The following is an 18,619-nucleotide window of genomic DNA, read 5'->3' on the forward strand; positions in this document are numbered from 1 at the left end:
CCGGTGCGGACCTGGGGGGAGACGGGCGTGCGGCGAGGCCCGGCAGTGTCGCCGTGCCGAGGGGTGGCCGGCTGCGGGCCGTCGGGCTCAGACCGACCGGTGGTACTGCACCGGCACCCGGGTCTCGGCGCCCAGCTCCCGCGCCGCCTGCCGGGCCCAGGAGGGGCTGCGCAGCAGCTCGCGGCCGAGCAGGACGGCGTCGGCCTCGCCGTTCGTCAGGATCTTCTCGGCCTGCTCCACCTCGGTGATCAGGCCCACGGCGGCGACGGGCAGCGGCGTCTCGGCCTTCACCCGGGCGGCGAACGGCACTTGGTAGCCCGGCTCGACCGGGATGGTCACGCCGGAGGCGTTGCCGCCCGTGGAGACGTCGAGGAGGTCCACGCCGTGGGCGTGCAGATCGCGGGCGAAGCGTACCGTGTCCTCCGTGGTCCAGCCGCCGTCCTGGAGCCAGTCGGTGGCCGAGACGCGGAAGAACACCGGCTTGTCCTCGGGCCACACCTCGCGTACGGCGTCGACGACTTCGAGGGCGAAGCGGGTGCGGTTCTCGTACGAGCCGCCGTAGGCGTCGGTGCGGCGGTTGGAGTGCGGCGAGAGGAACTCGTTGACGAGGTAGCCATGGGCGCCGTGGATCTCGGCGACCTCGAAGCCCGCGTCGAGCGCGCGGCGCGCGGCGGCGGCGAACTCACCGACGATCGAGGTGATCTGATCGATCGTCAATTCGGTGGGTACGGGATGCCGTTCGTCGAAGGGCACCGCGCTCGGTGCGACGGGCTGCCAGCCGTGCGCCTCCGGTCCGACCGGCGCGCCGCCCTTCCACGGCCGGTCGGTGGAGGCCTTGCGGCCGCCATGGGCGAGCTGGATGCCGGGCACCGAGCCCTGGGCGGTCAGGAAGCGGGTGATCCGGCGGAAGGCCTCCACCTGGGTGTCGTTCCACAGGCCGAGGTCGTAGGGGGAGATCCGGCCCTGCGGCGAGACGGCGGTGGCCTCGACGATGATCAGGCCGGTGCCGCCCGTGGCGCGCGCACCGTAGTGCGCGAAGTGCCAGTCGTTCGGGGCGCCGGTGAGCGGCCCCTCCGGGTCGGCCGAGTACTGGCACATGGGGGGCATCCACACCCGGTTGGGGATGGTGACTTCGCGCAGGGTGAAGGGCTCGAAGAGCGCGCTCACGACGGACTCCATTCGTCACGGGACCGCTGGTCGACTCGTACGATAACCCTCGTACTACGAGAGATGTCAAACTATGATGGGTGTCGTACAATGGTGCGTGGGCCACGATCACGGATCGACGGGCCAGGATCATGTGACGAAGGGCGCCGCCGTGACCGACACCGCCACCACCGGCCGCGCGCTGCCGCACCCGGAGCGGGACGAGATCCGGCTGGAGACCGTGCTGCATGCGCTCGCCGACCCGATGCGGTTGCGGATCTTCCGTGAACTCTCCGCCGGTGAAGGGGAGTTGAGCTGCTCGCAGTTCGACCTGCCGGTGACCAAGTCCACCACCACGCACCACTTCCGGGTGCTGCGCGAGAGCGGGGTCATCCGGCAGGTCTACCGGGGCACGGCCAAGATGAACATCCTGCGCCGGGACGATCTGGACGACCTCTTTCCCGGGCTGCTCGACAGCCTGCTCGCCGCCGCCGCGCTACAGATCCGCCGGCTCGGCGGCGGAGCCTGAACCCGCCTGCCCCGCCGAGCCGCCGGCACCCGAACCCGCCGTCGCCGTACGGTGGTTGAAGAGCAGGTTCAGCACGATCGCGGACAGACAGCCCGCGCTGATGCCGCTGTTCATCACCGTCCGGAACCAGTCCGGGAAGCCGTCGTACACCGTGGGCACTCCCACCGGCAGCATGCCGATCGCCACCGAGACGGCCACCACGGTCAGGTTGTCGTTGCCCCGGAAGTCGACCCGGGCCAGCGTCCGCAGCCCGCTCGCCGCGACCGTCCCGAACATCACCAGACCGGCGCCTCCCAGCACCGGCGCCGGGACCGCCGCGACCACCGCACCCAGCTTGGGTAGCAGGCCGAGCAGCACCAGGATCCCGCCGGCCGCCGCGACCACCCAGCGGCTGCGCACCCGGGTCATGCCGACCAGACCCACGTTCTGCGCGTACGCCGTGTAGGGGAAGGTGTTGAACACCCCGCCGAGCACGGTCGACAGACCGTCCGCGCGCAGCCCGTCGGCCAGCGACCGCGGCTCGACCTTCCGCCCGGTCAGCTCACCGACGGCGATCAGGTCACCGGTCGTCTCGGTCATGCTGACCAGCGCCACCACCAGCATCGACACGATCGCGGACACATGGAACGCCGGGGCGCCGAAGTGGAACGGCGTGCTGATGCCGACCCAGTCGGCGTCCGCGACCGCGCCGAAGCGGGTGAACCCGAACGGCACCGCGACCGCCAGGCCCACCGCGATGCCGATCAGCACGGCGATCCGGGCGAGGAAGGCCGGCGCGAACCGCTGCACGCCGAGCACCACCGCCAGCACGAAGGCCGCCAGCGCCAGGTTCCTCGGCGCGCCGAAGTCCTTCGCCCCGGCGCCGCCGGCGGCCCAGTCACCCGCCACCGGCAGCAGCGAGACGCCGATGATCAGGATCACCGTGCCGGTCACCAGCGGCGGGAAGAAGCGCAGCAGCCGGCCGAAGACCGGCGCCAGCAGCATGATCGCCAGCCCCGCTACGATCACCGCGCCGTAGATCGCGGGCAGCCCGCCGTTCGTCGTCCCGATGAGCACCATCGGCGACACGGCCGCGAACGTACAGCCCTGCATGATCGGCAACCGCACGCCGAACCGCCAGAAGCCGACGCACTGGATCAGCGTGGCGACGCCGCACACCAGCAGATCGGCGGTGATCAGATACGCCAGGTCGGCGGGCGACAGCTTCATCGCGCCGCCCACGATCAGCGGCACGGCGACGGCGCCCGCGTACATCGCGAGCACATGCTGCAACCCGAAGGCGGCCAGCTGCCGTACCGGCGGTATCTCGTCGACGGGGTGCACCTCTGCGGTGGTGGCCATGGGAACTCCAGCAAGCGGCGGGCGGGGAGTGACATCCGAACAGGAGGAGACCGTAGGCGCCTTGAACAGTTTGTTGATTTCCGGACTGTTGCCGGTGTGTGTCACCCCGGCCGCCCGCCTCCGCGGCGCAGCGGAGCAGGCCCGGCTACGCCGAGCGGGCCGCCGTGCGCAGCGCGTCCCAGTCGGCCAGCTTGACCACGCTCCGCCCGAGCCGCGCGCCCAGTGCGGCCTCGGCCCGCCGGATCGCCAGCCAGCCCGACCACGGCACGGGATCGAACCCGGCCGCCCGCAGCGCCGGCACCGGATCCGCGGGCACCTCCCTGGCGAGCAGCGCGGGCGCGTCCGCGAGGAGCGAGGCGGCCGTCTCCTTCGCACAGGGCCGGTTGGTGCCGATGACACCCGTCGGGCCGCGCTTGATCCACCCCGCGACGTACTCGCCGGGGGCGGGCGCACCGCCCCGCACGATCCGGCCCCCCTCGTGCGGCACGGTGCCGCTCACCGGGTCGAACGGCAGCCCGTCCAGCGGCACTCCGCGATAGCCCACCGACCGCAGCACCAACTGGGCCGGCACCTCCTCGTACCGGCCCGTGCCCGTCACTCCGCCCTGCCCGTCCGGTGCCGTCCGCTCGAAGCGCACGGCGCCCACCCGGCCGCCCTCGCCCGCGAGCAGTTCGACCGGCCGCAGGAAGAAGCGCAGGGCGATCCGCCGCGCGGCCGGCTCCGGCGCGGGCTCCGCCCAGCCGCGCAGCACCTCCAGATTGCGCCGCGACACCCCGGGCAGCGTGCCGGGGTCGCTCGGATCAAGCGCCAACTCATGTGCCCGTACGGTCACTTCGGTGTCGGGCAGATCGCCGAGCTCGCGCAGCTCCTTGGTGGTGAAGCGGGCCTGCGCCGGGCCGCGCCGCCCCACCACGTGCACCTCGGCGAGCCCGCTCTCCGCCAGTGTGTCGAGAGCCGCCTGCGGGATGTCCGTCGGGTTCAGCTCCGCGGCGCCCCGGACCAGCATCCGCGCGACGTCCACCGCCACATTGCCCACTCCGATGACGACGGCCGAGCGCACACCGTGCAGAAAGCCCGCGTCGATCGCGTCCGGATGAGCGCTGTACCAGGCCACGAAGTCGGTCGCCGGCCAACTGCCCGGCAGCTCCTCGCCGGGGATCCCGAGGCGGCGGTCACCGGCCGCGCCCACGCAGTACACCACCGCGTGGTACAGCTCCCGCAGCCGCTCCACCGGCAGCCCGCCCGGACCGCCCACCCGGACCCCGCCGAGGAACCTCACCCGCTCGTGTTCGAGCACCGACGCGAGGCTGCCCTGGAGCGACTTGATCTTCTCGTGGTCCGGGGCGACACCGTAACGGACCAGGCCGTACGGGCACGGCAGCCGGTCCAGGACGTCCACGTGGACCCCTGGATCCCGCTGAACCAGACTCTGGGCGGTGTAACACCCGCTCGGGCCCGAACCGACGACGGCGACACGCAGCACAGCGGAACTCCTTGAGGGAAGGAGAGTGTGCGGACGTCACCAGCATGGCACCGTCCGGCGCGGTACGGCAGGGGCCGCCGGGGTGACGTGGACGCGTGTCCGTTCGTATGGAGTGTGATCATGCGGTTACGTTGCGTGCGTGCCTGGAGCATCCTTTCTTGATCTTTCTGACCTCAATCTGACTGATCGGGACCCGGAGGACGGTGCGGTGTCCGTGTGGCCCGCGTGGGAAGTGCGGGAGCGTGACGGCACCCTGTCCTGGTTCCACGTCCGGCTGGCCTTTCCCGACGGCGCCCGCGTCGACGCGCTGGCCGTCGCCCGCGAGGGACGCGTGTCCATCGAGGACGTCCAGGCCGAACCGGCCCTGTCCCTCGCCGACCTGACAGCCCTCGCGGACTGGCTCAAGGGGCCGCTCTCCGGGGCGTGCGGGGTGGCGGGGGACGCGGTGGACGCGGCGGACCAGGGCGAGGATGCGGCGGCGGGTGCGCGGGCTGAAGCGGTGGAGGGGGCGCAGGAGTGGGTGGTCGAGCAGGGTGCTCGTGCGGCGGAGGAGCCGCACGAGGTGAGCGTGAATGGCGCGGCGGGCGAGGGCGCTGAGGACGGTAAGGGCAGCGAGGGCGGCGAGGGCCCTGTGGGCGGTGAGCGGGACGAGGGCGGTGTGAGCGGCGAGGTCGACGGGGAAGCAGCCGGCGTCTGCGCCACGGCTCGACGTGAACGGTCGGCCTGGCCGCGCGGTGTCGAGGGGTGCCGGCGGGCGGCCCTGGAGTACCGCGCCGCGCAGGAGGAGGGCACCGACCCGGTGCTCGCCGTGATGACCGCGACCGGGCGCAGCCGTCGCCGCTCCCTCAAACTGATCGCCCAGGCGCGGGACGCGGGTTTTCTGACGGCACGTCACGCGCGCCGCGGCTGAGGCCGGTTGGCCGTCAGTCCTGCTCCGGCCGGGCCTCCGTGGCGAAGAACCGGGACAGATCCCGCTTCCGCGCCCCGGTGGCCGGCTCGCTCTCCGGCGGCATCCCCATCGCCCAGTCGAGCCCGTACCGCTGGAACAGTTCGGCCCGCAGGACCGGCAGGGGCATCGGCGCCCCCGGCAGCAGTGCCGCGTACACCGCGCCCATCAACAGGGCCCGCAGCTTCGGGTAGTCGGCCGGGACGTTCTCCGAGCCGTACCGGGCGACGGTGTCCCCCAGCAGTTCCCCCAGCCGCTGCTGCTCCGGGCACTGCACGAAGCCCTCCGCCTGTAGCAGGCCGGCCATGTGCTGCCGCATCAGGACGGGGTGGTCGCGGGTCAGGCCCAGGATGGCGTCGATGGCCCGGGCCAGCCGCTCCCTGCCGTCCTCGGTGTGCGGCTCGCGCTCCAGCGCCTCCTCCAGCGTGCGGTGCATCAGCCGGTGCACGGCGGACTGCACCAACTGACGCTTGCCGGGGAAGTAGTACGACACCAGTCCGCGCGCCGAACCGGCCCGGTCCGCGATGTCGCCCAGCGTGGTGGCCTCGAAGCCGTGCTCGCCGACCATCTCCACCGCCGCCTGCAACAGCCGTTCCCGGGAACGCCGTCGCAACTCTTCATTGACCGAGGCGCTGCGCGGGGACATCCTGTAACTCCTGCGTTGACTGGCTGCCAGCCAACTATACTCAACGCGGGAGGCCCCGCCATGGGCGGGGCCGGTCCAGGGCTGCCGTCCGTCTGGGGCGACGCGGGGGATCGTCTCAGACGGGCGGCGCGTGAGCGAGCCGTTACTCTCCACACCCTTCAGGGCCCCTACCCGAACGGCCGCGGCCCGGCGGCCCGGAGGCGGCCTCAGTCCACGAGGTCCAGCACCGGCAGCAGTGCGCCGGGCCGCTCTTCCACCGGCAGATGATCGACGAAGTGCACCCGGCAGCCGAGCGCGGCCGCACCGCCGTCCGCCTCCTTGCTGTCGCCGACCATCACCACCTGGCGCGGATCGGCGCCCAGTGCCGCGCAGGCCACCGAGAACAGCCGCGGGTCCGGCTTCTGCACCCCGTGTTCGTACGACAGCACGTACGCGTCCACGTACCCGTCGAGCCCGTGATGGCGGAATACCGGGCGCAGGTCCCAGCCGATGTTGCTGACCACGCCGACCCCGATGCCGCGCTCGCGCAGCGCGCTCAACACCTCGACCGCGTCCGGGTACGGGGACCAGGCGGCGGGCGCCATGTGTCGCTCGTACAGGGCGTCGTACAACTTCGGCCAGGGGAGCGGCACTTGGCGGGCCGCGCCGGTGTAGGCGGCCCGGTGCAGCGGTGCGCTCTCGTCCCGCACCGCCCACATGGCGGCCAGTTCGGTCGGCAGCGCGACCGGTTCCACACCGCTGCCCGGCAGTGCGCCGGCCGCTTCCAACGCAGTCGCGGTGTCGAGTAGTTGTGGTTCGGGGAGGCTGTGCCCCGACGTGTTCAGCGTCGCGCGCAGCCAGGATTCGGCGGACTCGATCCGGAACAGGGTCCCGGAGAAGTCGAACAGCACAGCAGCCATGCCCTCGACCCTATCGGGAGCGGTGTCCAGGTGAGTTGAGCCGGCCGATCCCGACCCGCTCGTGCACCGGCACGGCCGACGTCACCGCCAACGCCTCGAACAGCCGGCCGCCGAGCACGTCCGGGAGCCGGCGCACGCCCAGCCGTACCCGGGGTGCTCCGACGCCGAGGCCGCCTTCACCGACTGCTGTACGAGCGTGGCCGCACACCAGGCGCATCGTGAGCGGGGCCCAGTGGGTCGAGACGAGGCCGGTCGGCGGGGGGCGTGACCGGCACCCCGGCGGCTCCCCGACAGCGCCTCGGCGGCTCCGTGGCAGCTCAGCCCAGTGCCCGCAGCCCCGGTACGAGGGCCACCAGCACCGGGATCACCGGCACCAGCGCGGCCAGCGCCGTCAGGCGGAGCCGGTGCAGGGCGGGGAGCCGGTCCGGGGCGGCGAGCAGGCGGTGCACGCGCTGTGGGACATGGGCCTGCGGAGTGGGGGAGGGGCCGAACACGCCCCGCTCCTCGTTCAGTTCGACCAGGGCCAGCGCGGTCGTCAGCCGGCCGAAGCGCCGGGAGGCCATGTCGTCGGCGGCCAGCTCGACCAGCCGGTGCATCTCGTCGCGGAACGCGGCGAACACCGGCACCTGCGGGAACCCGCCCGCCAGCGCGGCCGAACTGTGCAGCAGCCAGTCGTGCCGGGCCTGTGCGTGACCCTGCTCGTGCGCGAGCAGCGCGTCCAGCTGACGCCCCTTCAGGCGGCGCAGAGCGGCCGTGGTGATGACGAGCTGGGGCGCGGCACCGGACAGCCACCAGGCGTCGGGACGGTCGCCCTCCAGCACCACCAGCCGTCCGCTCACCGCCTTCTCGCCGGGCAACAGCGGTGCGCGCACGAGGAGTTCGGTCCGCCGTGCCCGCCGGCGCGTCCTGGACCGTACGACCTCGCGCACCAGCATCGCGAGGCTCCACAGGCCCCCGGAGGCGAGCAGCACGGCGGTGGTCGCGGCCCACGGCCCGGCGGCGCCGAGCGCGTAGGCGTCCACGACCGCGCGCGGCGCCGGGGCGAACACGTTCCCGCGCACCGCCACCCAGGCCGCGGCCGCGCTGAGTGTCATCGAGAGCGCGCAGCACAGCAGGACGGCCACCACCACGCACTGCCACACCCACAGGGCGACGACCGGTTCGCGGTCCGCCCAGTCGGCCCGGGCGAGCAGCCGGGGAGCGACAATGGCGGTCACGGCGCCGAGCAGCAGCAGTGCCACGGGGACCATCATGGGCAGCACCCTATGAGCGCGAGGCCGCTCACCGTACGGCCCGTGACGCCGAAGTGACGCAGGCAACGCTCCCGTCGGGTCCGCCCTCGGGTCCTCGGCCCCTCGGGTGCTCGCTCACATCGTGAGCAGCATCGCCATCATCCCGATGCCCATCGACAACCGGCAGGCCCGGGCCAGTTCCGGGCGGTCTCCCCAGCGTGCCGGTCCGGATCGCGGTCCGCCCGCGGCGACCGTGGCCGGCACCAGGCGGGAGCCGGTGAGGAGCACGTACCCCGTGAAGTAGACGAGGAGCGCGCCGGTCAGCACCGGTACGCCCGAGCCGCCGTGCGCATGGTGCGCGGCGGGCGGGGCCACGGCCATCGCCGCCGCCATGTAGACCATCGCGGACGTGCCCACCAGATGGTGCAGATGGTGCGGCGCCGTGCGGGCGGCCCACAGTGCGCGCAGGGCCGCCGCCCCGAACACCGCCGCGTACGCCGGCCACGCCCACCGCGGCGGGGTGAAGGCGGCCGCCGGTACGGCCATCACGGCCATGCCGAAGCCCATCAGCGCCTCGCCGCCCGCGGAGCGGCGCTGCTCCTCGACCCCGCTGCGCATCCGCAGCAGGCAGTAGACCCCGGTCGCCGCGCACAGCGCGACCAGCAGCCAGGCAGCCGTCAACGGTCCGTGCACGCGCACCTCCCCGCTCGACGCTCGGTCGAGGGATGCGATGCCCGGGCCGACCGGGGCGCACGCGAGCGCAAGGGTGTACACGGGGAGCATTCGACGGAGCGCAGCAGGTGAGCGGGACGGGTGGTGAACGTTTTACGAGTAAAACATGTGCTAAATTCATAGGTATGAGCAGTGCGACCCTTCGCCGACTTCCCTTCTCCGGAGTGCTCCGCCTCGGGCGGCCCTCCGACATCTGGTTCAAGCCCGCGCTGAGCGTGGTCGCCGCCATCGCCCCGCCCAACCTGATCCTGCTGGCGCTGGGCCGCCTCGACCTCGCCATGTACACGATGGCCGGATCCCTGTGCGCGCTCTACGGCCACAACCGGCCCTACGCCGCCCGCGCCCGCGTCCTCGCCTGGGTGGTGGCCGGCATGGTCGGCGGCCTCGCCGTCGCGCTGCTCGCGGCGTCACTCACCACGAACGCCGTCGTCCTGGTCACCGTCGGCGCCGTCATGGCGGCCGTGCAGAAGACCGTGTGCGACGCGACCCGGCTCGGACCGCCCGCCAACGTGGTCCTCGCCTTCATCAGCTCCGCCTCGCTGTTCGCACCGCAGACCCTCGGCCAGGTCCCCGGGCACGTCGGGCTGGCCCTGGCGGCGGGCGCCTGGGCCTGGCTGGTCGGCATGGCCCCCGGGCTGCTGCGCCCGCACGGCCCCGAACGGCGCGCCACCGCCCAGGCCCTGAACGCCACCGCCGCGTACGCCGCCACGGACCGCACCGGCGACGGACACGCCAAGGCCCGTGCCGCGAGCGCCGCCGCGATCCACGCCGCCTGGCAGTCGCTGCTCGCCGCACGCCCCGACAGGGCCCGCCGCGCCCTCGAACAGCTCGTCGTGCGCGCCGAGGTCGCCCTCGCCGCCCCCGCCGACAGCGACCCCGCCCGCCTGCGCGCCTGGGCCCGGGAGCTGCGCGGCACCGGCCGGATACCGCGGGTGGCGCCGCCCCGTGAGTCCCCCGACGAACTCCTCGGCGTGGACACCGAACTCGCCCTGCGGCCACGGTCGTTGCGGCACCGCCTCGCCCCGCTCGCGCCGGTCGCCGCGCGCACCGCGCTCGGCTGCGCCCTCGCCGGCTACGCCGCCCTCGCGCTCGGTGTCGGCCGCCCCTACTGGGCCCTGGTCACGGCGGCCTCCCTCTACCAGGCGAACGTCACCCTCACCTGGAACCGGGCTGTCCAGCGCGTCGTCGGCAACCTCGTCGGCGTGCTCGCCTTCGCGGTCCTCGCCCCGCTCGCCCATCTCCACCCGGCCGCCCTGGTGCTGTGCTGCCTCGCCCTGAGCTTCGGCGCCGAGGCGCTGATGGGCCGCAACTACTGGCTCGGCAGCGTCTGTGTGACCCCGATGGCGCTGCTCATCACCGAGTTCGCCCGCAGCCAGGACCCTGGGCGGCTGATGACCGAGCGGGTCGTGGACACCCTCGTCGGCGCGCTGGTCGGTTTCGGCGCGGCCGTCGCCGTCACCAACCGGCGCGCGGGCGACCGCCTCGAACACGCCCTGAGCACGGCCGAACGCGCCCGCGAGCACGCCGCCCGACTGCTGGCCGAGCCGCACCCGGCGCCCCGCGCCCTGGAGTCCGCCCGCCGTGCCCTCGCCGCCGCCCTCGCCGACCTGCGCGCCACAGCCGACGCCGCCTTCGGCGAATGGTGGCAGCGCGCCCTGCCCGAGGAGCGGGTCGTGCTCGCCGAGCAGTCCGGACACCGTACGCTCGCGGCGACGGTACGACGCCAGGGGTACGTGCCGGGGCAGGACGAGGAGCAGGCCCGGGGCCGGAGGCAGGACCCGGACCGGGCGACGGAGGACATACGGCCATGACGGCGAGCAACGGCGGACCGGCACCCGCGGACGACACGACCGGGGCGGAGGCGGGACCGAGCCGGGGCGTGGAGCGGACCGACACGGGTTCCGGCCCGGGTTCCGGCGCCGACGCCGTGGGCGAGGCCGGGAGCGGGACCGGGCAGGCCGACCGTACGGGTACGGCCACCGGTACCGGCCCGGGCCCCGGTTCCGAGGCCTCGCCCGATGACACCGTCGCCGCCGTGGTCCGGCAGTGGCGGGCCGTGCACCCCGAGCTGGACACCGGGCCCATGGAGGTCATCGGCCGGATCAACCGCTGTGCCGCCCTGCTCCAGCAGGCCGAGGACGCGCCCCTGCGCCGGGCCGGTCTCAGCCGCCCGGAGTTCGATCTGCTCGGCGCGCTGCGCCGCACCGGCCACGAGCTGACCCCGGGCGAGCTGGCCCGCGAGACCTTCTCCTCCGGGGCCGCCGTCACCAAGCGGCTCAAGCAGCTGACCGAGCGCGGGCTGGTCGAGCGGCGCGGCGACACCCGTGACCGCCGCGTCGCCCATCTCCGGCTCACCGACACCGGCCGTGACCTGGTCGACGGCATCCTGCCCGAGCAACTCGCCTACGAGACCGCCGTACTGTCGGTCCTCGCTCCCGAGGGGCAAGGCGAACTCGCCGGTCTGCTGGGGGAGTTGCTCGGCCGCCTGGAGGGCCGGATGGGGGCGCTGCGCGCCTAGGGAGGCCGGGTCGGAGGACGTCGTGGACCGTCGGCGGTCGCCGTATTCCGCGTGACGGTCGGCTCGTGCGGGAGGCCGAGCGGGAGCGCGCGCACCTCGTCCAGCCGGACCTCGGCGCTCGCCGGGCTGTCGGCGAGGCGGGCCGTCCTCGTGGCCGCGACGTTCGGGACGACGTTGCCCTGCCGCCCCAGCAGCCGGGCCGGCGCCACCTGCGCCGGAGTCCGTCCGCCCTGCTCGGCGATCTTCACAGCTCCGCAAGGGTGTTGGCCCGAACGATCTCCCACGCGGGCCGGTCCGACACGCCCCTCGACCGAGGGCACGAGGTTCTTCCGGTGGTTGCCCGCGGTGGGCAGGGCGCGATGCGGGCGCCGACGTCCTTTCCTGGTGGGTGACGGGATCGCCCGCTCCTCAGCCCTCCGGGTCCATGAGGTGCACCCCGAAGGCCGCGCCCTGCGGATCCCGCAGCACCGCGATGCGCGGGCCGTCCGGCACGGTCGCGGGAGGCATGACGACGGCACCGCCCGCCAGGTCCGCGACCTCGGCAGTCGCGTCCACGTCGGCCACCGCGAAGTACGGCATCCAGTGCGCCGGCACGTCGGGCGGGAACCGGTCGGTCATGTCGGCCATGCCGCCGAACTCCGCGCCGTCGAGGGCCCACTCCGTGTACCACTCGGAGGACTGGGCGCTCCAGTCGAACACCGTGGTGTAGAACTCCCGGGCCCGGCGGGTGTCCCGGGTGGCCAGCTCCACCCAGCCGAGTGTGCCGGGCGCGTTGAACAGCCCGGCGCCCCGGAACGTCCGCGCCTGCCACAACTGGAAGGCCGCGCCCGTCGGGTCGAGGGCCACCGCGAACCGGCCCACGTCGAACACGTCCATCGGACCGACGACCACCGCCCCGCCGGCCTCCTCCACACGCCGCACCGCCGCGTCCGCGTCCGGCACGGAGAAGGAGACGTTCCAGGCCACCGGCTGGGAATCCTGGTAGAGCGGGGTGAGCGCGGCGACGGGCGCGTCGCCCAGGTGGGCCACCGTGTACCCGCCCGCCTCCGGCCGCGGGTCCGTCTCGGGACGCCACCCGAACAGCTCGGCGTAGAACCGCTTGGCTCCCTCCAGATCGCTGGTCCCCAGCTCGGTCCAGCACGGGCCGCCGGTCACGGGCTTGTCGAACTCCATCGCGGTACCTTCCGGACGAGCGGATGGGCGGACGGGCCCGGCGCACCCCGCGGAGCCCTCTCCCGGCACGCTAACCCCACCCCACAGGCCCGGCCATCCGGGACGCCCTCGCCCCCGACCACCCCCACCGCCCTGCCCGCGAGCCCGAGCCCACGCCCACCGAGCCGTCTTCGAGAACGCGGACACGCTCTGCCGGGCGCCGCGCCGCTCCACAGGTCGGGAGGCCCTGCGCGAGGCCGGACCGACCCGGTCACCCCCACCGCCCCGCCCACGAGCCCGAGCCCCATGCCCGCGGACCCGTCTTCGAGAACACGGCCACATCCGGCCGGCGGTCACGCTGCCCCACGGACCGGGAGGCAGCGTGCCGGGCCGGACCCGAGAACCCTCGGCCGGGCGGCCTGACGCACGGCGCGCCCGCCGACGCAGCCGCACGCGAGCCCCGTACCGGCACCGCGTCAGCCCGGCACCGCACACCCCCTCGGCCCTCCTGCCACCGCCGCCTGTGCCACAGCCACCGCCGTCCCGGATCAGATACCCGGTCGGTACCGCATCGGATGTTCCGCCGGGACCTCCACCAAGGCGATGCGCGTGTCGTCCGGATCGGCGATCCACATCTCGATCAGGCCCCACGGCTCCTTCACCGGCGGCCGGACGACGGCGACGCCCTTCGCGCGAAGCTCCTCGTGCGCCGCCGTCACGTCGTCGACCTGGAGCCACAGCCGGACGGCGGGCGACGGCGGGGTCTCGGAGCGGCCGGAGACCTCCAGGAAGCCGCCGCCGAGGAAGTAGACCGTGCCGCGCTCGGGTCCGGTACCGAACTCGCGATAGACGCACAGCCCCAGCCGCTCGCCGTAGAAGACACGGGAGCGCTCGGGGTCGGTGGGGGTGAGCAGCGTCCGGCTGCTGAGTACATGCACCATGCCGGCGGAGCCTACTGGCAGGGTTACCCTCGACCCTGGCTCAGCCACGCCCGAGATCGAAAGGCCGCCCATGGACACCAGCGCCACCTCCGTCACCTTCCGCGACGCCACGGACGCCGACGTCGACGCGCTGGTCGCGCTGATCGAGTCGGCGTACCGCGGCGACGCCAGCCGGGCGGGGTGGACCACCGAGGCGGACATCCTGGAGGGGCAGCGCACCGATCCCGAGGGTGTGCTCGACGTGATCAAGTCGCCCGACAGCCGGCTGCTCGCGGTGGAGCGGGACGGCCGTATCGTCGCCTGCTGCCAGCTCGAACACCGCGGTGACCACGCCTACTTCGGCATGTTTGCCGTCAGCCCGACCATGCAGGGCGCAGGTCTCGGCAAGGTGGTCATGGCCGAGGCCGAGCGCCGGGCGCGCGAGGCGTGGGGTGTCGGCGAGATGCGCATGACGGTGATCTCCGTGCGCGACGACCTGATCGCCTGGTACGAGCGCCGCGGCTACCGCCGTACGGGACAGATGAGCCCCTTCCCGTACGGCGACGAGCGCTTCGGCATCCCGCAGCGCGCCGACCTCCAGTTCGAGCTGCTGGTCAAGCCGTTGGTGTGACCCTCGCGCGCGCGATCACGCGGTGAAACGCGCGGCGCGCTTGATCTCCGGGAAGTCGGTCGTCGCGCCGTCCAGCTGCAGGGCGCGGACGAGGCGCAGATGGTCGTGCGTGTTGACCACCCAGCCGATGATCCGCAGATCGGCCTCGCGCGCGTGCTCGACGATCTCCAGGGTGATCCGGCGGATGTCGAGACAGAGGGTCGGGGCGCCGACGGCCACGGCCCGCTCCACCACGTCGGTGCCGTAGCGTTCGGCGATCAGTGCCGTGCGCACCCCCGGCACCAGCCGGGCGATCTCGGCGACCGCCTCGTCGTGGAACGAGGACACCTCGACCCGCCCGACCAGGTCCCGTTCGTGCATCACCTTCGCCAGCGCCCTGGCCGCCGCCACGTCCTTGATCTCCGCCTGGATCGGGCTGCGCACCGTGTCCAGCACCTCCTCGAACACCGGCACCCGCTCCCCGCGGCCCGCGTCCAGGTCGCGCAGCTCCTCCAGGGTCTTCTCGGCGATCGGCCCGGTGCCGTCGGTCGTACGGTCGACCTCGGCGTCGTGCATGACGACCAGAGCGCCGTCCTTGCTCAGATGCAGATCGAGTTCGATGAGATCGAGGCCGGCGTCCTGCGCGGCGACGAAGGAGCGAAGGGTGTTCTCGGGCTCGACACCCATGACCCCGCGGTGACCGATGGTAAGGAAGTTCAAGGTTCGACTCGCTTCCGTCGACGGCGGCTCGGCGCGCGCGGGACGGACGAACGGACGCCGTCGTCCGCGCGGGCAGGCTCGCAGCCTAATCGCCGGGGCCCGCGATGAACCCGCACGTGCACGCCGTACGGGTGCGTGCCGCGCGCCTCAACTGGCCGGTATGCGCCCCCACCGTCACCCGCGCGTGGGCGAGTCTCCGTGTCCTTGACCGGCCGGAGCGACACCCTGCCCGGGCGCGCTGCAAGCGACGGAAGTGAGCGCCGTCACGGTTTAGCACAGGAAAATCATCGGTGACCAAGCCATGTAGCGGGAAAATTTCCCGAGATGCCTCTTGATGGCGGAAACCGGGTATGCATACGGTGTCCTTACGCGAGGTTCTCCCGTGAAGGATGGGTCATGACGGAAATTCTTGTGCAGTCGGCTATGGAGGAACAGATTCCTTCGTCGACCAGGGTGATTGAGCACCCGGCCTGGCCGGTGCTCAAGGATGCCGTGGAGCGGATCCGGCCATGGCAGTCCAAGGACGGGTCGATCGACTTCGACGCCGAGGGCGCCCCGGCCGGGGCGGACGCCCAAGCGGCCGTACGGCGTGTCGTGGACGCGGTCGAGCAGCTCTCCCCGCTGCTCCCGCACGACAAGGCCTACCACGAGGCGCTCGTGCGCGACCTGGGCCGCTGGGCCGAGGGCGGCTTCGAGGTGCCGGACTTCCTGGACTCCCTGCTGGCCTTCCAGCCGGCCGCCGACCGCGCGGACGGCCTCCAGCACCTGGTCGTCTTCCCGATGTACACGCAGAACGGCAACCTCGACCGCAACCTGGAGGCGGTCGTGCTGCGCATGGTCTGGCCGGACTGGCTGGCCGAACTGGAGCGCACCCGCTACGACAACCCGCTGTTCTGCGGCATCACCTTCGAGGACTTCACCTCCGGCTACGACACCAACTCGGCCGTCCTCTTCCCGGAGACCATCGCCGTACGCCAGGCGCCGGAACGTTTCTCCTGGGGGGGCATCTTCTGCGACCGCGAGGCCGCCCGCTTCCGCCGGGTCACCGACGCGGCCGTCGACCTCCTGGGCCTTCAGCTGCCCGAGGACATCGCCGCGATGGTCCACGACCAGAAGCGCTGCGAAGAAGCCTTCGTGCTCTGGGACATGGTCCACGACCGCACCCACAGCCACGGCGACCTGCCGTTCGACCCGTTCATGATCAAGCAGCGCCAGCCGTTCTGGATGTACGGCCTGGAGGAGCTGCGCTGCGACCTCACCGCCTTCAAGGAGGCCGTGAAGCTCCAGGCGGACGGCGTCGCGCAGGCCCGTGACGTGCAGTACGCGGTGCTCTTCGACCGGATGTTCCGCTTCCCCGTCACCGGCGACCGCGTCCGCAACTACGACGGCCTCGGCGGCCAGCTGCTCTTCGCCTACCTGCACAAGCACGACGTCGTCCGCTGGACCGACAACAAGCTCTCCATCGACTGGGAGCGGGCCCCGCAGGTCACCAACCAGCTGTGCGCCGAGATCGAGAAGCTGTACAAGGACGGCATCGACCGCCCGAAGCTGGTGCACTGGTTCGCCGGATACGAGCTGGTCGCCACCTATCTGGCACCGCACCCCGGCTCCAAGTGGGCCAAGGGCCCGGACGCCCTGGACCTCACCCAGCCGCCGCGCAAACTCGTGGACGACGTGCTTCCGGACGAGTTTCCGCTGAGCATGTTCTATGAAGCCCTGTCCAAGAAGCTGAAGAACGTGATCGCCTCCACCAAGGGCATCACGGCGGACGGCGCCGGGCGGACCGCCGCGTGAGCGACCGCGACGGGATCACTGTTCAAGCTGTTCGAGCTGTTCAAGAGGGGAAGAACGTGGGGAACAACGGGTCTCTCAAGGGAACGGTGATCGCGGTGGCCGGCGCGGGCGGACCCGCCGGGCACGCGACGCTGGTCCGGCTCGCCGAGGCCGGCGCCGTCGTCGTGGGCGCCGACAACAACCCCGAGCGCCTGGCGGAGGCCGTGGACGCGGCCCGCTACGCGAACGGCGGCGCCACGGTCACCGGCGAGACGGTCGACCTGCTCGACCTCGGCTCGACCCGCGACTGGGCGGCGCGCATCGAGAAGGACCACGGCCGCGTCGACGGCCTGGTCCACCTCGTGGGCGGCTGGCGCGGCAGCGCGAACTTCGCCGAGACCGATCTCGCGGACTGGGACCTGCTGGAGAAGCTGCTGATCCGCACCGTCCAGCACACCTCCCTGGCCTTCTACGACGCCCTCCAGCGCAGCGAGCGCGGCCGCTACCTGCTGATCAGTGCCGCCGGCGCCTCGAAGCCCACGGCGGGCAACGCGGCGTACTCCGCGGCCAAGGCCGCCGCCGAGGCCTGGACGCTCGCCATGGCGGACGGTTTCCGCAAGGCCGGGGGTGAGGAGGGTCCGCGTTCGGCGGCTGCCATCCTGGTGGTGAAGGCGTTGGTGCACGACGCGATGCGCGCGGAACGCCCCAACGCGAAGTTCGCGGGCTTCACGGACGTCAAGGACCTCGCCGAGGCCGTCGAGGGCGTCTGGAGCAAGTCCGCCGCCGAAGTGAACGGAAACCGTCTGTGGCTGACCGAGAAGCCGTGAACCCACCCAAGACCGACGCGCGTCGCCACCACGACCCGCAGGTCCGCGGTTTCGCCAGTGACAACTACGCCGGAGCCCACCCCGAGGTGCTGGCCGCCCTGGCCCTGGCCAACGGCGGCCATCAGGTGGCGTACGGCGAGGACGAGTACACCGAGAACCTCCAGCGGATCATCCGCGGCCACTTCGGATCCACGGCCGAGGCCTTCCCGGTCTTCAACGGCACCGGTGCGAACGTCGTCGCGCTCCAGGCGGTCACCGACCGCTGGGGCGCGGTGATCTGCGCCGAGAGCGCGCACATCAACGTCGACGAGGGCGGCGCCCCCGAGCGCATGGGCGGCCTGAAGCTGCTCACCGTGCCCACGCCCGACGGCAAGCTCACCCCCGAACTGATCGACCGGCAGGCCTGGGGCTGGGAGGACGAGCACCGTGCGATGCCGCAGGTCGTCTCGATCACCCAGAGCACGGAGCTGGGCACGCTCTACACGCCCGAGGAGATCCGGGCGATCTGCGAGCACGCCCACGCGCACGGCATGAAGGTGCACCTGGACGGCTCCCGCATAGCCAACGCGGCCGCCTCGCTCGACGTGCCCATGCGGACGTTCACCAACGCGGTCGGTGTCGACATCCTCTCGCTCGGCGGGACGAAGAACGGCGCCGTCTTCGGCGAGGCCGTCGTCGTCATCAACCAGGACGCGGTGCGGCAGATGAAGCACCTGCGGAAGTTGTCGATGCAGCTGGCCTCCAAGATGCGCTTCGTGTCGGTCCAGTTGGAGGCGCTGCTGGCGAAGGACCTGTGGCTGCGCAACGCCCGGCACTCCAACGAGATGGCCCAGCGCCTCGCCGAGGGGGTGCGCGCGGTGCACGGCGTGGAGATCCTCTACCCGGTCCAGGCCAACGGCGTCTTCGCGAAGCTTCCGCACGACGTGAGCGAGCGGCTGCAGCAGCGGTTCCGGTTCTACTTCTGGGACGAGGGCGCCGGAGTGGTGCGCTGGATGTGCTCCTTCGACACCACGGAGGAGGACGTCGACACCTTCGTGGCGGCGCTCAAGGAGGAGATGGCGCGCTAGTCGTACCGTCGCTCGACAGATTGCATAGGTATGCGATCACCTGAAAGTTGATTGACTCTCGGGTGATCGCATTCCTAT

The 18,619-nt window shown here is 72.6% G+C and carries 20 protein-coding genes; 8 read left to right on the forward strand and 12 right to left on the reverse strand.

From position 1 onward, the window contains the following. Positions 1 to 87: 87 nt before the first annotated feature. Positions 88 to 1,167 carry an NADH:flavin oxidoreductase/NADH oxidase gene (locus ACFC8N_RS15870; RefSeq protein ID WP_376288449.1) on the reverse strand — a complete coding sequence of 360 codons (1,080 nt, stop codon included), beginning with the start codon at positions 1,165 to 1,167 and terminating at the stop codon, positions 88 to 90. Positions 1,168 to 1,318: 151 nt separating this feature from the next. On the opposite strand from ACFC8N_RS15870, the gene ACFC8N_RS15875 reads away from it, so the two are divergent. Further along, a complete protein-coding gene (locus ACFC8N_RS15875; protein WP_376288450.1) occupies positions 1,319 to 1,675 on the forward strand; it encodes an ArsR/SmtB family transcription factor in 357 nt (118 codons plus the stop codon). Here ACFC8N_RS15875 and ACFC8N_RS15880 read toward each other — a convergent pair. Then, positions 1,643 to 3,016 carry a nucleobase:cation symporter-2 family protein gene (locus ACFC8N_RS15880; protein ID WP_362820198.1) on the reverse strand — a complete coding sequence of 458 codons (1,374 nt, stop codon included), beginning with the start codon at positions 3,014 to 3,016 and terminating at the stop codon, positions 1,643 to 1,645. The genes ACFC8N_RS15875 and ACFC8N_RS15880 overlap by 33 nt on opposite strands. Positions 3,017 to 3,161: 145 nt before the next feature. After that, positions 3,162 to 4,499, reverse strand: a complete 1,338-nt coding sequence (locus ACFC8N_RS15885) for an FAD-dependent oxidoreductase (RefSeq protein WP_376288451.1) — start codon at positions 4,497 to 4,499, stop codon at positions 3,162 to 3,164. A 208-nt stretch (positions 4,500 to 4,707) separates the two neighbouring features. Between ACFC8N_RS15885 and ACFC8N_RS15890 the strand changes: the two genes are divergently transcribed. After that, entirely contained in the window at positions 4,708 to 5,409 is a 702-nt protein-coding gene (locus ACFC8N_RS15890; protein ID WP_376288452.1) for a DUF6214 family protein, read from the forward strand. A gap of 13 nt (positions 5,410 to 5,422) precedes the next feature. Here the strand turns inward: ACFC8N_RS15890 and ACFC8N_RS15895 are convergent, their stop codons facing one another. The 5 genes from ACFC8N_RS15895 to ACFC8N_RS15915 all read right to left on the reverse strand — a co-directional run bounded on the left by ACFC8N_RS15895 (position 5,423) and on the right by ACFC8N_RS15915 (position 8,915). Then, complete coding sequence (locus ACFC8N_RS15895) at positions 5,423 to 6,091, reverse strand: helix-turn-helix domain-containing protein (RefSeq protein WP_356023452.1); 669 nt, start codon at positions 6,089 to 6,091, stop codon at positions 5,423 to 5,425. Positions 6,092 to 6,297: 206 nt separating this feature from the next. Then, positions 6,298 to 6,990: an HAD family hydrolase gene (locus ACFC8N_RS15900; protein WP_376288453.1), complete on the reverse strand. Its 693-nt coding sequence runs from the start codon at positions 6,988 to 6,990 to the stop codon at positions 6,298 to 6,300. A gap of 10 nt (positions 6,991 to 7,000) precedes the next feature. Further along, positions 7,001 to 7,198 carry a hypothetical protein gene (locus tag ACFC8N_RS15905; RefSeq protein WP_376288454.1) on the reverse strand — a complete coding sequence of 66 codons (198 nt, stop codon included), beginning with the start codon at positions 7,196 to 7,198 and terminating at the stop codon, positions 7,001 to 7,003. A gap of 109 nt (positions 7,199 to 7,307) precedes the next feature. Continuing rightward, positions 7,308 to 8,243 (reverse strand): M56 family metallopeptidase, encoded by a 936-nt coding sequence (locus ACFC8N_RS15910; RefSeq protein ID WP_376288455.1) that lies wholly within the window; start codon positions 8,241 to 8,243, stop codon positions 7,308 to 7,310. 114 nt (positions 8,244 to 8,357) lie between these two features. After that, complete coding sequence (locus ACFC8N_RS15915) at positions 8,358 to 8,915, reverse strand: DUF5134 domain-containing protein (RefSeq protein WP_376288456.1); 558 nt, start codon at positions 8,913 to 8,915, stop codon at positions 8,358 to 8,360. Positions 8,916 to 9,079: 164 nt separating this feature from the next. Here ACFC8N_RS15915 and ACFC8N_RS15920 point away from each other — a divergent pair, with 164 nt between their 5' ends. Together ACFC8N_RS15920 and ACFC8N_RS15925 are read left to right on the forward strand one after the other, a co-directional pair. Further along, positions 9,080 to 10,765, forward strand: coding sequence for an FUSC family protein (locus ACFC8N_RS15920; protein WP_356023461.1), 1,686 nt, complete (start codon positions 9,080 to 9,082; stop codon positions 10,763 to 10,765). Then, positions 10,762 to 11,472, forward strand: coding sequence for a MarR family winged helix-turn-helix transcriptional regulator (locus ACFC8N_RS15925; RefSeq protein WP_376288457.1), 711 nt, complete (start codon positions 10,762 to 10,764; stop codon positions 11,470 to 11,472). Before ACFC8N_RS15920 ends, ACFC8N_RS15925 begins: the two co-directional genes overlap by 4 nt. Here the strand turns inward: ACFC8N_RS15925 and ACFC8N_RS15930 are convergent. The 3 genes from ACFC8N_RS15930 to ACFC8N_RS15940 form a co-directional block, all read right to left on the reverse strand. Further along, entirely contained in the window at positions 11,469 to 11,720 is a 252-nt protein-coding gene (locus tag ACFC8N_RS15930; protein WP_376288458.1) for a hypothetical protein, read from the reverse strand. The genes ACFC8N_RS15925 and ACFC8N_RS15930 overlap by 4 nt on opposite strands. A gap of 160 nt (positions 11,721 to 11,880) precedes the next feature. Continuing rightward, the gene (locus ACFC8N_RS15935; protein ID WP_356023465.1) at positions 11,881 to 12,645 is read right to left on the reverse strand and encodes a VOC family protein; all 765 of its coding nucleotides are present in this window, start codon (positions 12,643 to 12,645) and stop codon (positions 11,881 to 11,883) included. A 527-nt stretch (positions 12,646 to 13,172) separates the two neighbouring features. Continuing rightward, the gene (locus ACFC8N_RS15940) at positions 13,173 to 13,565 is read right to left on the reverse strand and encodes a VOC family protein (protein WP_356023467.1); all 393 of its coding nucleotides are present in this window, start codon (positions 13,563 to 13,565) and stop codon (positions 13,173 to 13,175) included. 70 nt (positions 13,566 to 13,635) lie between these two features. Here ACFC8N_RS15940 and ACFC8N_RS15945 point away from each other — a divergent pair, with 70 nt between their 5' ends. Further along, positions 13,636 to 14,175 carry a GNAT family N-acetyltransferase gene (locus ACFC8N_RS15945; RefSeq protein WP_356023469.1) on the forward strand — a complete coding sequence of 180 codons (540 nt, stop codon included), beginning with the start codon at positions 13,636 to 13,638 and terminating at the stop codon, positions 14,173 to 14,175. A 15-nt stretch (positions 14,176 to 14,190) separates the two neighbouring features. Here the strand turns inward: ACFC8N_RS15945 and ACFC8N_RS15950 are convergent, their stop codons facing one another. Beyond that, the gene (locus ACFC8N_RS15950; RefSeq protein WP_356023471.1) at positions 14,191 to 14,874 is read right to left on the reverse strand and encodes a glycerophosphodiester phosphodiesterase family protein; all 684 of its coding nucleotides are present in this window, start codon (positions 14,872 to 14,874) and stop codon (positions 14,191 to 14,193) included. 396 nt (positions 14,875 to 15,270) lie between these two features. On the opposite strand from ACFC8N_RS15950, the gene ACFC8N_RS15955 reads away from it, so the two are divergent. The 3 genes from ACFC8N_RS15955 to ACFC8N_RS15965 are packed head-to-tail and all read left to right on the forward strand — an operon-like array spanning position 15,271 to position 18,541. After that, a complete protein-coding gene (locus ACFC8N_RS15955; protein WP_376288459.1) occupies positions 15,271 to 16,668 on the forward strand; it encodes a DUF6421 family protein in 1,398 nt (465 codons plus the stop codon). 56 nt (positions 16,669 to 16,724) lie between these two features. After that, on the forward strand, positions 16,725 to 17,474 hold the full coding sequence (locus ACFC8N_RS15960) for an SDR family oxidoreductase (RefSeq protein ID WP_362820190.1): 750 nt from the start codon (positions 16,725 to 16,727) through the stop codon (positions 17,472 to 17,474). Next, positions 17,471 to 18,541, forward strand: a complete 1,071-nt coding sequence (locus ACFC8N_RS15965; protein ID WP_356023477.1) for a low specificity L-threonine aldolase — start codon at positions 17,471 to 17,473, stop codon at positions 18,539 to 18,541. Before ACFC8N_RS15960 ends, ACFC8N_RS15965 begins: the two co-directional genes overlap by 4 nt. Positions 18,542 to 18,619 lie beyond the last annotated feature (78 nt).

The organism is Streptomyces sp. NPDC055966 (assembly GCF_042269865.1).
GTDB lineage: Bacteria > Actinomycetota > Actinomycetes > Streptomycetales > Streptomycetaceae > Streptomyces.

What these genes read in the sequence shown, in the direction of transcription:
- ACFC8N_RS15935 (WP_356023465.1), bottom strand. Translation starts at nt 12,645, where the DNA reads ATGGAGTTCGACAAGCCCGTGACCGGCGGCCCGTGCTGGACCGAGCTG.
- ACFC8N_RS15910 (WP_376288455.1), bottom strand. Translation starts at nt 8,243, where the DNA reads ATGATGGTCCCCGTGGCACTGCTGCTGCTCGGCGCCGTGACCGCCATT.
- ACFC8N_RS15940 (WP_356023467.1), bottom strand. Translation starts at nt 13,565, where the DNA reads ATGGTGCATGTACTCAGCAGCCGGACGCTGCTCACCCCCACCGACCCC.
- ACFC8N_RS15945 (WP_356023469.1), top strand. Translation starts at nt 13,636, where the DNA reads ATGGACACCAGCGCCACCTCCGTCACCTTCCGCGACGCCACGGACGCC.
- ACFC8N_RS15955 (WP_376288459.1), top strand. Translation starts at nt 15,271, where the DNA reads ATGACGGAAATTCTTGTGCAGTCGGCTATGGAGGAACAGATTCCTTCG.
- ACFC8N_RS15880 (WP_362820198.1), bottom strand. Translation starts at nt 3,016, where the DNA reads ATGGCCACCACCGCAGAGGTGCACCCCGTCGACGAGATACCGCCGGTA.
- ACFC8N_RS15925 (WP_376288457.1), top strand. Translation starts at nt 10,762, where the DNA reads ATGACGGCGAGCAACGGCGGACCGGCACCCGCGGACGACACGACCGGG.
- ACFC8N_RS15900 (WP_376288453.1), bottom strand. Translation starts at nt 6,990, where the DNA reads ATGGCTGCTGTGCTGTTCGACTTCTCCGGGACCCTGTTCCGGATCGAG.
- ACFC8N_RS15920 (WP_356023461.1), top strand. Translation starts at nt 9,080, where the DNA reads ATGAGCAGTGCGACCCTTCGCCGACTTCCCTTCTCCGGAGTGCTCCGC.
- ACFC8N_RS15895 (WP_356023452.1), bottom strand. Translation starts at nt 6,091, where the DNA reads ATGTCCCCGCGCAGCGCCTCGGTCAATGAAGAGTTGCGACGGCGTTCC.